Source organism: Achromobacter sp. JD417, assembly GCF_041879325.1.
Lineage (GTDB): Bacteria > Pseudomonadota > Gammaproteobacteria > Burkholderiales > Burkholderiaceae_B > Achromobacter > Achromobacter mucicolens.
In genome coordinates this window covers 2,622,711-2,635,753 of sequence record NZ_CP087159.1, presented here as the reverse complement: position 1 = coordinate 2,635,753, position 13,043 = coordinate 2,622,711, and the positions used below count along the sequence as shown (strand labels likewise).

Genomic DNA, 13,043 nt, shown 5'->3' with positions numbered 1-13,043 from the left:
GCAAAACCCAGGATGGGATGAGGGTGTCAGGCACCCGGGCGGCACATTGCCAGCAACACGGTCCGCTCGCAGAAGCCGGTGTCAGACACCCAAGCTGCGCCGTGCCAGCATGACGGCCAACGCGTAAGGGTGTCAGACACCTGCGTCGACGTACATTGCTAGGTGTCTGACACCCGGGCCGCACCGGACCGAACATACGCCGGCCTGCACGGGTGTCAGACACCGGCCTCGTGGCGCAGGTGTCAGTCGCCCGCGTCCACCGCCGCCAGGATCTTGCCGAACAGCGCGTCGGCATGGGCCGAATTCAGCCAGCGCACGATCACGACCATCTTGCGCTCTGGCTCCACCCACGTGAACGAACTGCCCGCGCCCACGCCGAAGAAGCTGGACGACGGCACGCTGGGAAAGACCTTGCCTTCGTGGTTCAGCCAGATCAAATAGCCGTAGTACGGCGCGATGTCGCAGGGGGTGCGCATGGCCTGCAGCCATTCGCGCGACAGGATCTGGCGGCCGTTCGCCTGGCCGTCGTTCAACAGCATCTGGCCAATCAGCGCCTGGTCGTTGGCGCTGATGGACATGCCGCCGCCCCAGTGCGAACCGCCGGGCACCGACGGCATGCGCTGGCCGTCGATCTCGACCCAGGCGTTGTCGTAGCCGACCCACTGCCAGTTCTCGCTGCAGCCGATGGGCCGCGTGACGGCCTCGCGAAACACCTCCGGCAGCGGTTTGCGGAACAGATGCAGCAGCGCATAAGACAGCTGATTGATGCGCACGTCGTTGTATTCCCAATACGTGCCGGGTTCCTGCAACGGACGCGCATCGCCCTTCTTGCCATCCGGCGGCACGCCAAAGGTGACGGCGCGATAGCGGTCCGCCTGATCCGACACGCCAAAGCGTTCGCCTTCCCATTCGCTGGTCTGCTGCAGCAGGTGGCGCCACGTGATGGACGCGTTGCGGCCTTCGTCAAAGCCGATGCCCGGCACGCGCTTGCCCACGGGCTCGTCCACATCCGGCAGCAGGCCGCGGTCATGCGCAACGCCCGCCAAAATGGCCAGGTAAAGCTTGGCGACGCTGAACGTCAGGTCGGCCCGGTCCGGCTCGCCCCACGAGGCTACGGTCTTGCCGTCCACCACCACCACGCCGGACACCGGCCCGCGATCGTGGATGGGACCCAGCAGACGGTTCCACGGCGGCGGGTCGTTCAGGTGCACGCCAAAATTGCCTTTGACGCTGCGATCCCAGGTCGATTCGTGATCGTTGGCGAACTGGATCGCCTGCTGCATGAGCGTATTCATCGGTTCCCTCGTTGTTGTGTGTTCATCCCGCCACGCGTTCGGGCGCGCGGGTCAGATATTCCATGGCGGCTTGCAATCCGCCCGAGCGGTGCGGGACGCCGGCCGCGGCCAGCCCCATCTCCACGCCAGCCAGCGTGCCGCATAGCGCCAAATCATTGAAATGGCCCAGATGGCCGATGCGGAAGATGCGGTCTGAAAGCTTGCCCAGCCCCTGCCCCAGCGACATATCGAAGCGGTCCAGAATGACCTTGCGCAGCGCGTCGGCGCTGTGGCCGTCCGGCATCAGCACCGCGGTCAACGCCGGGCTGTGCGCGGCCGGGTCCAGGCTCAGCAGCTCCAACCCCCAACCCGCCACCGCCAGCCGCGTGGCGCGGGCATGGCGCTCGTGGCGCGCGAACACCTGCGGCAGGCCTTCGGCGGCCAGCATGGCCAGCGCTTCATGAAGGCCATACAGCAGGTTGGTCGACGGGGTGTAAGGGAAATAGCCCTTCGCGTTGGGCCCCAGCATTTCGCGCCAGTCCCAATAGGAGCGCGGCAGCCGCGCGGTCTCGGCCGCGGCCAGCGCGCGCGGCCCCACCGCGTTGAAAGACAGGCCCGGCGGCAGCATCAGGCCCTTCTGCGATCCGGACACCGTGACGTCCACGCCCCATTCGTCGTGGCGGTAGTCGATGGAGCCCAGCGAGGAAATCGTGTCGACCATCAGCAGCGCCGGGTGCCCGGCCTGATCGATGGCGGCGCGCACCGCGGCGATATCGCTGGTGACCCCGGTTGAGGTCTCGTTGTGCACCACGCACACCGCCTTGATGCGGTGCTGAGCATCGTCGGCCAGCCGCGCGCCGATGACGCCGGCATCGACGGGGCGACGCCAGTCGCCTTCGATGCAATCAACATCCAGCCCCAGCCGCCCGGCAAGCTTGCGCCACAAGCTGGCGAAGTGGCCGGTCTCGACCATCAGCACGCGGTCGCCCGGCGATAGCGTGTTGACCAGCGCCGCTTCCCACGCCCCGGTGCCCGAAGCCGGAAAGATCACGACAGGCGACTCGGTCTGGAAGACCTGCTTGATGCCCGTGAGCACCGCTTTGCCAAGCTCGCCGAATTCCGGTCCCCGATGATCGATGGTGGCCTGGTCGATGGCGCGCAGGACGCGGTCGGGGACGTTGGTCGGTCCGGGAATCTGCAGGAAATGCCGGCCGGACGGGTGGGAGTTCAGCGTGAGCATGCGGGGCCCCAAAATGGACGGTTTGTATACCAGTACGGCCTGCGCGCATCGTGATGCGACGCGCGCCAGCCTGGCGGACTTGCGGCTTGCGCCACTCTATCCCATTGTTTTTACGTCGATAACCTAGGGTATACACCCATCAAAACCGCAGCAAAGACAGGTTTATAGTCTGCGAAAACAAGGGGAATTTTTGTATACCAATGAGCAGCGATCCTAGCTTCTTGCCGGATCACGCCGAGGCCGTGGCCTCGCCCGATCTGGCGCCCGTCCCAGTGCCCGCGGCCGTTCGCGCCGCCGGCGACGGGCGCACGCTGGCGGGATCGGCGGCCGGATCGCTGCGCGAACGCATCATCCAGGGCGAATTCCCGCCCGGCACCCGCTTGAACGAACGCGCGCTGTGCGACCTGCTGGGCGTGTCGCGCACCCCGCTGCGCGAGGCGTTCCGGCTGCTCGCCGCCGAAGGCCTGGTGCAGATCGAACCGAACCGCGGCGCCCAGGTGGTGGCGCTGTCCGAAGCGAACATCCGCGAAGCCTTCGAAGTGATCGGCGGGCTGGAAGCGATGTCGTGCCGGTTTGCCTGCGAGCGCGCGACCGACGTCGAGATCGCGGAAATCCGCGCGCTCACTTACGAAATGATGGCCAGCCATGCGCGGCATGACCTGCCGACGTACTTTCGCGTCAACCGCGAGATCCACGAACGCATCAGCCTGGCCGCGCACAACAGCCTGCTCAAGCAGCTTTACGACGCGCAGAACGCGCGGATCCAGAACCTGCGTTTCGTCTCGAACGAGAACCGGCAGAAATGGGATCTGGCGATGCGCGAACACATAGAAATGGCGGAGGCCCTTGCCGCGCGCGACGCGGACCGGCTGGCAGCCATCATGCGGCAGCACCTGCAGCGCAAATGCGAGGCGGCGCTCAAGAGCCGGAGCGAGACGATAGATACGCAACACATGTAGTGTCATCAAGAGGAGCCTTCACCATGGCTGATAGTCGCTTCACACCTGGCTGCATCCCGCTTTCTCGCCTCACCCCCGCCGCGTCCGCGCTGTCCTTGCGCCGCGTCACGCCATTGAAGGCACTGGCCGCCGCGCTGGTGGCCTGCGCCGCACTGGCATCCCAGCCCGCGCTTGCCGGCAAGAAGGACGACACCTTGCGCATGGCCTACGACCAGGCCCCGGAAAGTGTCGACCCGTACTTCAACAACGTGCGCATCGGCGTCATCATCGCGGCCAACGTGTGGGACACCCTGCTCTACCGCGACCCGGTCACCAACGAGTACAAGGGTCAGCTCGCCAAGAGCTGGAAGCAGATCGATGACAAGACCATGGAATTCGAGCTGCGCGAGGGCGTCAAATTCCACAACGGCGAAGAGTTCGACGCCGACTCGGTGGTCTACACGCTGAACTTCGTGGCCGACCCGAAGAACAAGGCGGTCACGCAGCAGAACGTGTCCTGGATCGACAAGGTCGAGAAGATCGACAAGTACAAGGTCCGCCTGACCACCAAGGAGCCCTTCCCCGGCGCCAAGGAATACCTGTCCACCACGGCCGCCATCCACCCCGCCAAGTACTACCAGGAAGTCGGCCCCAAGGGCATGAACGCCAAGCCCGTGGGCTCCGGTCCGTACAAGGTCGTGGACTATCAGCCCGGCAAGTCCATCACGCTGGAACGCAACGCCGACTACTTCAAGGATTCGCCCAAGGCGCAGCCCAAGATCGGCAAGGTGGTCATCCGCTTCATCCCCGACCGCCAGACGCAGATGGCCGAGGTGATCTCCGGTGGCGAAGACCTGATCATGAGCGTGCCCAAGGACCAGGCCGAGCAACTGGGCGGCATGCCGAACCTGCAGATGGTGACCGGCAACACCATGCGCATCGTGTTCATGCAGATGAACATCCTGGAAGGCACGCCCGCGCCGCAACTGAAGGACGAGCGCGTGCGCCGCGCCATCATCCACGCAATCGACCGCGAGTCGATGCTCAAGAACATCGTGGGCGAGGGCGGCGGGCTCATCAACACCATCTGCACCCCGTCGCAGGTGGGCTGCACGCAGGAAGGCGCCCCGACCTACAAGTACGACCCCGCGCAGGCCAAGAAGCTGCTGGCCGAGGCGGGCTATCCCAACGGCTTTGACATCGACATCGTTGCGTACCGCGAACGCAACCAGACCGAAGCCATCATCAACTACCTGCAGGCCGTCGGCATCCGCGCCAAGCTGAATTTCCTGCAATACGCCGCGATGCGCGACATGATCCGCGCCAACAAGGCCTCGCTCACGCATCAGACCTGGGGCTCGAACCTGGTGAACGACGTGTCGGCCTCCACGCCGGTTTACTTCGCCTTCGGCAGCGACGACATCACGCGCGACCCGAAGGTGCGCGACCTCTTGAAAAAGGGCGATACCACCATCGACAGCGAGCAGCGCAAGGCGGCCTACAAGGAGGCGCTGGACATCATCGCGGAAAAGGCCTACGCGGTGCCGCTCTGGACACTGCCCGCCTACTACGTCGCCACCAAGGACGTGAACTTCAAGCCCTACTCGGATGAGCTGGTGCGCTTCTGGGACATGAGCTGGAAGTAAGGCGCGCCCCGCGCCGGGCCGGCCCCGCGGCCCGCCCGGCGCTGCTGAACAGAGAGGAAGTCCTATGCTTTATTTCACGCTGAGGCGCCTGGGCCTGGCGGCGCTGGTGGCGCTGACCGTGTCCATTCTGGCGTTCCTGCTGCTGCACCTGTCGGGCGACCCGGCGCTGGCGCTGGCCGGCGAAGGCGCGCGCCAGGCCGACATCGACATGATCCGCAAGACCTACGGGCTGGACCGCCCGATCATCGTCCAGTACGCCGACTGGCTCTGGCACATCCTGCAGGGCGACTTCGGCACCTCGGTGTACTTCAAGACCGAAGCCGGACCGCTCATCCTGTCCAAGCTGGCGACCACGCTGAAGCTGGGCATGGCCGCGCTGGCCTTCGCGCTGTTCATCTCGATTCCGCTGGGCGTGCTGGCCGCCCTGTACAAGGGCAGCCTGATCGACCGCGTCTGTCTGGCGATTGCCGTGCTGGGACAGGCGCTGCCGAACTTCTTCTTCGCGCTGATCCTGATCATGCTGTTCTCGATATCCCTGCGCATCCTGCCGGTGTCGGGCAGCGGCACGTGGCAGCACTTCGTCATGCCCGCGATCGCGCTGGGGTATTACGTGGCGCCCGCCTTCATGCGGCTGATCCGCGCCGGCATGATCGAGGTGCTGGGCGCCGATTACATCCGCACCGCGCGCGCCAAGGGGCTGCCGGCCGGCAAGGTGATCTTCAAGCACGCGCTGCGCAACGCGATCGTGCCGGTGGTGGCCCTGGCCGCCGTGCAACTGGGCTACCTGCTGGGCGGCTCGGTGGTCATCGAGACCATCTTCGCGCTGGACGGGCTGGGTTACCTGGCCTACCAGAGCATCACGTACAAGGACTATCCGGTCATGCAGCTGATCGTGCTGCTGCTGTCGGTGCTGTATGTGCTGCTGACGCTTGCCGCCGACGTGGCTAACGCGTGGCTCGATCCGCGCATCCGGGTGTCCTGACATGAATACGCCTACGATCACCCCCGCCACGTCCGCGGCGCCGCCGCTGGAACTGTCCGCGGCCACGCTGCGCTGGCGCCGCCTGCGGCGCAACAAGGCGCTTTTGGCCGGCGGCGGCATTCTGCTCGTCATTGTGCTGATCGCGCTGCTGGCCCCGTGGATCTCGCCGCACGATCCCTATTTCCAGGATCTGGCCTACCGCACCGCGCCGCCCGTCTGGTACGAGAAAGGCACCTGGCTGCACCCGCTGGGCACCGACCAGCTGGGACGCGACTACATGACGCGCCTGTTCTACGGCGCGCGCATTTCGCTCCTGATCGGCATCAGCGTCGCGCTCATCTCCGGCCTCATCGGCACGGCGATGGGCATGGCGGCCGGCTACTTCGGCGGCAAGGTCGACATGGCCGTGTCGTTTCTCATCACCACGCGGCTGTCCATGCCGGTCATCCTGGTGGCGCTGGCCACCGTGGCCATCGTCGGCGGTTCGCTGTGGGTGGTGATCCTGGTGCTGGGTTTGCTCAAGTGGGACCGCTACGCGGTGGTGATGCGCAGCGCCACGCAGCAGGTTCGCTCGCTGGAATACGTGGCCGCGGCGCAGGCGGCCGGCGCCAGCACCTGGCGCATCGTCTGGGGCGAGGTCCTGCCCAACGTCGTGCCGCAACTGATCGTGATCGCCACGCTGGAAGCGGCCAGCGCCATCCTGCTGGAAGCTTCGCTGTCATTCCTGGGCCTGGGCGTTCAACCGCCGCTGCCGTCCTGGGGATTGATGATCTCCGAGGCCAAGGCCTACATGTTCTTCTCGTTCTGGCTGATCGCCATACCCGGATCGGCGCTGGCGCTGCTGATCTTCGCGATCAACCTGGCCGGCGACGGACTGCATCAACTCCTGACGCCTGAAGAGAGGGCCTGAGCATGAATGGCACCGATATCGTCCTGGACGTGCAGGGCCTGACCGTCGACATCGCCACGCCACGCGGCCCGCTGCACGCGGTGCGCGACGTGTCCTTCCAGGTCCGGCGCGGTGAAACGCTGTGCCTGGTCGGGGAATCGGGCTGCGGCAAGTCGATGACCTCGCTGGCCATCATGGGCCTGTTGCCCAAGGCCGCCCGGCGCAGCACGCGCCGGCTGGCCGTGCTGGGCGAGGACCTGTCCAAGGCGCGCGGCCGGCGCGTCAATGCGCTGCGCGGCAGCAAGATGGCGATGATCTTTCAAGAGCCCATGACGGCGCTCAACCCCGCCTACGCCATCGGCGAACAGCTCACCGAACACTACATCCACCATTGCAAGGCGAGCAGCCAGCAGGCGCGCGACCGCGCCGTGGAACTGCTGGAGAAGGTCGGCATCGCGTCGGCCGGCCAGCGTCTGGGTCAGTATCCGCACCAGTTGTCCGGCGGGCTGCGCCAGCGGGTGATGATCGCGATGGCGCTCATGTGCGGTCCCGAGCTGCTGATTGCCGACGAACCCAGCACCGCGCTGGACGTCACGATTCAGGCGCAGATCCTGCGGCTGCTGGCCGACCTGCAGGCCGAACTGGGCATTGCCATGGTGCTGATCACGCACGACCTGGGCGTGGTGGCGCGCATCGCCCGCCAAGTGGCGGTGATGTACGCCGGCCAGATCGTGGAAGAAGGCCCCGTGGCCGACATTTTCGCCACCCCGCACCATCCCTACACGCAAGGGCTGCTTGGCTGTATCCCCGTGCCCGGCCGCACGGCCCCGGGCGAGGCGCTCGGCACCATCCCGGGCGTCGTGCCGTCGCTGGTGGGCGAGCTGCGCGGCTGCGCCTTCGCCGATCGCTGCCGTTATGCGCAACCGCAATGCCGGCAGGCCGTTCCCATCCATGGCCAGGCCGCTGGCCAGCAATGGCGCTGCATTCTCAGCGCCGAAGGAGTCCCCGCATGAGCGCGCTGCTGCAAGCCGACGCCGTCAGCCGCCAATTCACGGTGCGCGCCGGCATGTTCCGCCCGCGGGCCACACTGCACGCGGTCAATGGCGTGGACCTGGCCGTCGACCGGGGCGCGGTGCTGGGCATCGTCGGCGAGTCGGGCTGCGGCAAGTCCACGCTGGCACGCATGCTGCTGGGTCTGACGCCGCCAACCGAGGGCAGCATCCGCCTTGACGGCCAGGACATCCGCAAGATGGACCGGCGCGCCCTCGCCCGCCGCGTACAACCCATCTTCCAGGACCCGTATTCGTCCTTGAACCCGCGCCGCTCCATCGCCTCCATCGTGTCGTTGCCGCTGGAGGTGCACGGCATCCCCAACCCGAAGATGCACAAGGCCATCGACATGCTGGAACGCGTAGGCCTGCCGCCGCGGCTGGCCCACAACACGCCCGGGCAGCTGTCGGGCGGCCAGCGCCAGCGCGTGGCCATCGCGCGCGCGCTGGTGATGCAGCCCGAGCTCGTGATCTGCGACGAGCCGACCTCCGCGCTGGACGTATCCGTGCAGGCGCAGATCATGAACCTGCTGATGGACCTGCGGCGCGACTTCAACCTGACCTACGTCTTCATCAGCCACAACCTGGCGGTGGTCGAACACATCGCCACCCACGTGGCCGTGATGTACCTGGGCCGCGTGGTCGAATCCGCGCCCACCGCCCGGCTCTTTCACGACCCGCGCCATCCCTACACGCAGGCGCTGCTGGCGTCGGTGCTCACCCCCGAGCCGGGGCTGGGCATCCCCGACATGGGCCTGGGCCTGTCGTTTCCCGACCCGCTGCATCCGCCGTCCGGCTGCCCCTTCCATCCGCGCTGCCAGCACGCCATGCCGCAATGCAAGACCGAACGGCCCGCGCTGACGCTGCGCGATGGAGCGCTCGTCGCCTGCCACCTCTACCCAACCCATTCCTCGACTTCCACCGGAGCTTCCCAGCCATGACCCGCGCACAAGCCATCGCCCAGGCCGAGCAGTGCTTTGATTCCGGCGCTTTCCGCACGCTTCTGGCGCGCCGGCTGGCGCTGCCCACGGAAAGCCAGAACCCCGAGCGCGCCGCCGTGCTGGCGGACTACCTGGAGGCCGAGATCCGGCCGGCGTTCGAAGCGCTGGGCTTTACCTGCCGCACCCTCACGCATCCGAAGGCGCTGGCCCCTTTCCTGTACGCCGAGCGCATCGAGGACCCGGCCCTGCCCACCGTGCTGGGCTACGGCCACGGCGACGTGATCCGCGGATTGGAACGGGAATGGAAGGAAGGCCTGTCGCCCTGGGCGCTGACCGAGGCCGAAGGCCGCTGGTATGGCCGCGGCATCGCCGACAACAAGGGTCAGCACAGCATCAACATGGAGGCGCTGCGGCTGGTCCTGGAAACGCGCGGCAAGCTGGGCTTCAACGCCAAATACCTGATCGAGATGGGCGAGGAAACGGGTTCGATGGGCTTGCGCGAACTGTGCACCGAACATCGCGACCTCATGGCGGCCGACCTGCTGATCGCCTCCGACGGCCCCCGCCTGAGCGCCAACCGCCCCACCATCTTCCTCGGTGCGCGCGGCAGCCTGAACTTCGACCTGACCATCGAGGCGCGCGCCGGCGGCCATCATTCCGGCAACTGGGGCGGACTGATCTCCAACCCCGGCCTGCAACTGGCGCATGCGATCGCCAGCATCGCCACGCCCAACGGTCAGATCCGCATTCCGGAATGGGTGCCCAAGGAACTGCCGCCGGCCGTGCGCCGCGCGCTGGCCGACTGCGAGGTCGATGGCGGCGCGGACGGGCCTGAGATCGAACCCGACTGGGGCGAGCCGGGCCTGTCGCCCGCCGAACGCGTCTTCGGCTGGTGTTCGTTCGAGGTGCTGGCCTACAAGACCGGCAACCCGGACACGCCCGTCAACGCCATCCCGCCGCGCGCGTGGGCGCGCTGTCAGCTGCGCTTCGTGGTGGGTGTGGACCCGGACGACCTCATTCCGGCCCTGCGCCGTCATCTGGACAGCCACGGCTTTCCGATGGTTCAGATATCCCTGACCCGCGAAACCATGTTCCGCGCGACCCGCATCGACCCGGATGACGCCTGGGTGCGCTGGGCGGTTGCGTCGCTGGAACGCACTTCCGGCCAGAAGACCGCACTGCTGCCCAACCTGGGCGGCTCGCTGCCCAACGACATCTTCACCGACGTGCTGGGCCTCAAGACGATCTGGGTGCCCCACTCATACCCGGGCTGCTCGCAGCACGCGCCAAATGAGCACCTGCCGCCCGAACTGCTGCGGCAGGGGCTCAGCCTGATGACGGGGTTGTACTGGGACCTGGGCGCGGGCGACACGCCCGAGATCAGAAATCCCAGATAACCGGCACCCAGCGGAACGCAGCGCCTTCCTTCGCCACCCGGCCCACCGAGGGGAACGGCAGATGCGCCGCCACGAGCAGGCCCTTGTTCTGGGCCAGTTCGTTGAACAGGGCAAGGCGAACCCGGGCCGACTCCACCGGATCGTGCTCGAAGCCGTTGTGCCATTCGGGATGATCGAACGCCACTGGGAATACGGCGTCGCCCGCAAACGTCAGGCGGTCGCCGTCCGAGATCAGATCGACGACACAGTGGCCGGGCGTGTGGCCGCCGGTCAGGCGCACGATCACGCCCGGGGCCACTTCCTTGCGATCCTCGAAAACCTGGATCTGTTCGCGGTACGTTTCATAGAAGCTGGTCGCCGTCGAGCGCAATACGGCGGGCACCGGCTTGGGCATGACCGTCTGCGTAAAGTCCGGTGACGTCCAGAACGCCACTTCGGTGGCGTTGACATGGATGCGCACGTCCTTGCGCAGGCGCTCCTTCACGCCGGGGACCAGCAGGCCGCCCACGTGATCCATGTGCATGTGCGTGATGATCACGTCCGTCACGGATTCGAGCGCAATGCCCGCCGATTGCAGGCGTTGCGGAAACTGCCCCGCGCGCGGAAAGCCCGGGAACTGGCCGCCCAGTCCGGCGTCGATCAGAATGGTCTGCTCGCCGCTGCGCGCCACCATCACGTTCAGCGGCCAGTCGAATGCGTCCGGCGGCATGTACATGTGGTCGAGCCAGTCGGCCAGATCGGCCGGATCGGCATTCGTGGCCATCGTCGAGGTGGGCAGCGGCAGCACCCCGTCGCTGACCACCAGCGCATCGATGTCGCCGATCTGCACGGCATAGCGGGAAGGAACCAGATCGATGGCGGTCTGGGTGACGGGGTCCAAAGTGTCTGCGGAAAACATGGCGTTATCTCCAGGATGGCAGTCAGGCAGCGGCGCAGCGGGCAAGCGGCGCGCGCCAGGCGGGGTGGTACGAGTCGATCGACAGTGAAGGCATCGTAGGACCACCACCGCAGCCGCGGTAGACACGGCGCGGGAAGCACGATGTTGTGCGATGCGCACCAATGCCGATGGCGCATTGGCCCGGCGCGCAAACCTGCTCAATTCAACTCGGCGCCAATCTCCGAGTCCCGATACGCCACGGCGGTCATCGCCGTCAGCACAAAGATCACGCCAACGCACCCCACCGCGGCCAGCACACCCTGCAGGGCCTGAACGCCCACGTAGTCGTACAGCATCGGACGCAAATCGTTGCTGGCGTGCGCGCCGAGGATCAGCAACGTGAGGAATGCCAGCATCAGGGGCCACCGCGGATAGCGCATCGCGCCACGCACCGCGCCAAACCCATACGTGCCCGTGACCGCAGCGCGCGGCAGGCTCAGGCCGTACACGGCCAATCCGTACAGCACGGGGAGCCACACCAATGCCAGCAACGCCATCAGCATGCCGTAGAACAATTCATCGTTGCCGCCGCCGATCAGCATGTAGAGGACATACGGAAGATCGCCCGTGGCGCGCGCGATCGCCATGCCGCCAACAGCCAGTGCACCCAGCAACACGAAGTGCCGGGCCTCCGGGTTGCCGCCCCGCGCGTCGGCCGTGCGCGCGGTCTCGCCCAGCAATATCACCCGATGCCACGCGTACGTCGTGCGCGCGAAGGCGATCAGGCAGACGAGCGCCAGCGCAAGGATCAGCCAATCCTGAACCCGATACAAGGGAGACACGACTAGCGCGAACGGCAGCGTCAGCACGAACACCGCCAACGACCAGGGGGCCGCGGCCAACATCGCGCGGCCGTGTTGCCGGATGACGCTGGCGGTCGCCGCGACGAGGCGGCCTGCTCCGAGTTTGCTGGACACGAGACTCCCTTGCTCTGACATGGTGGGTCTCGTTTATACCGCACGCAGCGTGGTCAAACCGGGACAGGCGGCCACTATCTCGGTTACCCTCGCGGACCATTCCTTTACGCGCTATCTTCATGAAGACGATTCCCCTTGCATTCGCCGCCGCTGCGGCCGCCCTGCTGCCTACGCTGGCCAGCGCCGCCTACACGCCCACCGAGATTGAGCGCGCCGTTCTGGAGTATGGCATCCGCGAAGAGCATGATGCGCTGCTTGCCGCCGATTGGCGCCTGCTGGGCCGGGTGATGGATTACTCGCGTGTGGACGCCCAGAATATCTCGGACATCTACGCCAAGGGTCCGAACGACAAAGTGCCGGCCGTGATCGACGATTCCTTCGTGATCAAGACAACCATCGACGCTGCCGCCGCGAAGGCCGGCGTCGTCACCTTCGCCGGCACGCGCGGGGCCACCGTCCGCGCCATGCTGCCGGCCGGCGCCAAGCCCGCCGACGCCCTGCTGCTCAATTGCACCAAGCTGGCGTGGGCCGATGGCGTTGCCACGTTCTCGCAATGCCAGGACTGGGCGCCGATAGCCGAGAAGACCGTCGCCACGTTTCGCGCCGACATCGCCGCATTCCTGCAAGGCAAGCCGGTCAAGCAATACGTGGCAAAGTTCGTCGTCGACTACTTCGTCGTCGCGGGCGACATGCCGGACAAGTCCGGCTGCCCTGACGACCGCAAGGCCTGCGACCAGGCGATCCGCAAGACCGACATGACGAGCGCCGGCTACCAGGCCGTCAACGAGCGCTTGCAGGCCGCAGGCGTGCAGGTCGGGCGCTAGGCCCGACCG

At 66.6% G+C, this 13,043-nt stretch carries 12 protein-coding genes; 8 read left to right on the top strand and 4 right to left on the bottom strand.

What is annotated here, in order from left to right; genetic code table 11:
• Positions 1-242: 242 nt before the first annotated feature.
• Together LN047_RS12140 and LN047_RS12135 are read right to left on the bottom strand one after the other, a co-directional pair.
• A complete protein-coding gene (locus LN047_RS12140; protein WP_062841539.1) occupies positions 243-1,295 on the bottom strand; it encodes a serine hydrolase in 1,053 nt (350 codons plus the stop codon).
• Positions 1,296-1,317: 22 nt separating this feature from the next.
• Complete coding sequence (locus LN047_RS12135) at positions 1,318-2,514, bottom strand: alanine--glyoxylate aminotransferase family protein (RefSeq protein ID WP_373981866.1); 1,197 nt, start codon at positions 2,512-2,514, stop codon at positions 1,318-1,320.
• Between the two features lie 200 nt (positions 2,515-2,714).
• Here LN047_RS12135 and LN047_RS12130 point away from each other — a divergent pair, with 200 nt between their 5' ends.
• From LN047_RS12130 to LN047_RS12100, 7 genes are all read left to right on the top strand, one after another.
• Entirely contained in the window at positions 2,715-3,473 is a 759-nt protein-coding gene (locus tag LN047_RS12130) for a GntR family transcriptional regulator (RefSeq protein ID WP_373981865.1), read from the top strand.
• A 23-nt stretch (positions 3,474-3,496) separates the two neighbouring features.
• The gene (locus LN047_RS12125; protein ID WP_373981864.1) at positions 3,497-5,098 is read left to right on the top strand and encodes an ABC transporter substrate-binding protein; all 1,602 of its coding nucleotides are present in this window, start codon (positions 3,497-3,499) and stop codon (positions 5,096-5,098) included.
• Positions 5,099-5,162: 64 nt separating this feature from the next.
• A complete protein-coding gene (locus tag LN047_RS12120; RefSeq protein WP_056317093.1) occupies positions 5,163-6,080 on the top strand; it encodes an ABC transporter permease in 918 nt (305 codons plus the stop codon).
• A 1-nt stretch (position 6,081) separates the two neighbouring features.
• Complete coding sequence (locus LN047_RS12115; protein WP_373981863.1) at positions 6,082-6,990, top strand: ABC transporter permease; 909 nt, start codon at positions 6,082-6,084, stop codon at positions 6,988-6,990.
• A gap of 2 nt (positions 6,991-6,992) precedes the next feature.
• A complete protein-coding gene (locus tag LN047_RS12110) occupies positions 6,993-7,982 on the top strand; it encodes an ABC transporter ATP-binding protein (protein ID WP_056317090.1) in 990 nt (329 codons plus the stop codon).
• The gene (locus LN047_RS12105) at positions 7,979-8,959 is read left to right on the top strand and encodes an ABC transporter ATP-binding protein (RefSeq protein ID WP_373981862.1); all 981 of its coding nucleotides are present in this window, start codon (positions 7,979-7,981) and stop codon (positions 8,957-8,959) included. Before LN047_RS12110 ends, LN047_RS12105 begins: the two co-directional genes overlap by 4 nt.
• On the top strand, positions 8,956-10,356 hold the full coding sequence (locus LN047_RS12100; protein WP_253853781.1) for a M20 family metallopeptidase: 1,401 nt from the start codon (positions 8,956-8,958) through the stop codon (positions 10,354-10,356). Before LN047_RS12105 ends, LN047_RS12100 begins: the two co-directional genes overlap by 4 nt.
• Here the strand turns inward: LN047_RS12100 and LN047_RS12095 are convergent.
• Complete coding sequence (locus LN047_RS12095) at positions 10,340-11,254, bottom strand: MBL fold metallo-hydrolase (protein WP_373981861.1); 915 nt, start codon at positions 11,252-11,254, stop codon at positions 10,340-10,342. The genes LN047_RS12100 and LN047_RS12095 overlap by 17 nt on opposite strands.
• Positions 11,255-11,451: 197 nt before the next feature.
• Positions 11,452-12,210, bottom strand: a complete 759-nt coding sequence (locus tag LN047_RS12090; RefSeq protein ID WP_373981860.1) for a hypothetical protein — start codon at positions 12,208-12,210, stop codon at positions 11,452-11,454.
• 119 nt (positions 12,211-12,329) lie between these two features.
• Between LN047_RS12090 and LN047_RS12085 the strand changes: the two genes are divergently transcribed.
• Positions 12,330-13,034: a hypothetical protein gene (locus LN047_RS12085; RefSeq protein ID WP_373981859.1), complete on the top strand. Its 705-nt coding sequence runs from the start codon at positions 12,330-12,332 to the stop codon at positions 13,032-13,034.
• Positions 13,035-13,043: the final 9 nt, after the last annotated feature.